The organism is Methylophaga sp. UBA4204 (genome assembly GCF_002379485.1).
Lineage (GTDB): Bacteria > Pseudomonadota > Gammaproteobacteria > Nitrosococcales > Methylophagaceae > Methylophaga.
Map to the genome: position 1 here is coordinate 17,665 of NZ_DFTU01000064.1, position 516 is coordinate 18,180.

General features: G+C 49.2%; 2 protein-coding genes. Both read left to right on the plus strand.

Annotation, left to right across the window (positions count from 1 at the left end):
* Positions 1-182, plus strand: a 182-nt coding sequence (locus B3182_RS09330; RefSeq protein WP_292752529.1) for an ATP-binding protein, incomplete at its 5' end; no start/stop codon positions are given.
* A partial coding sequence (locus tag B3182_RS09335) for a response regulator (protein WP_292752532.1) occupies positions 179-516 on the plus strand: 338 nt, incomplete at its 3' end. The genes B3182_RS09330 and B3182_RS09335, both read left to right, overlap by 4 nt.

Consider the following 516-nt stretch of genomic DNA (forward strand, 5'->3'; position numbering starts at 1 on the left):
TTGATCCCTTTGTCACCACCAAAGCGCCGGGCGAAGGAAGTGGTCTGGGGCTGGCTATTGTGAAACGGATCCTGCGAGAACATCAGGGGGAGATTATTTTGAGTCATAGTCCACTGGGTGGGGCCAGATTCAGTCTAATTTTACCGTTGGTTTTAACTACAGATTCCGGAACAAGCGCATGACCACAAAACAGAATAAAAATTTGCCCATCCTGTTGATAGAAGATGATCAGGCATTAGCCCGGCTGATTTCAGATGAGCTGGAAACTGAAGGCTGGAATCTGGAGATTCATCATCAGCTCCAATCGGCTCTGGACTGGCTCAACATTAATCAACCTGCTTTGATTGTTACTGATTTGCGCTTGCCAGATGGCAATGGAATGCAGGTGGTAGAGCAGGTTGTCACCCATTGGCCGGAAGAACAACGACCAGGATTGATAGTTATCACGGCATTTGGCAGTGTGCGACAGGCAGTGCAGGCTTTACAGGCCGGCGCCGATGACTTTCTCACCAAACC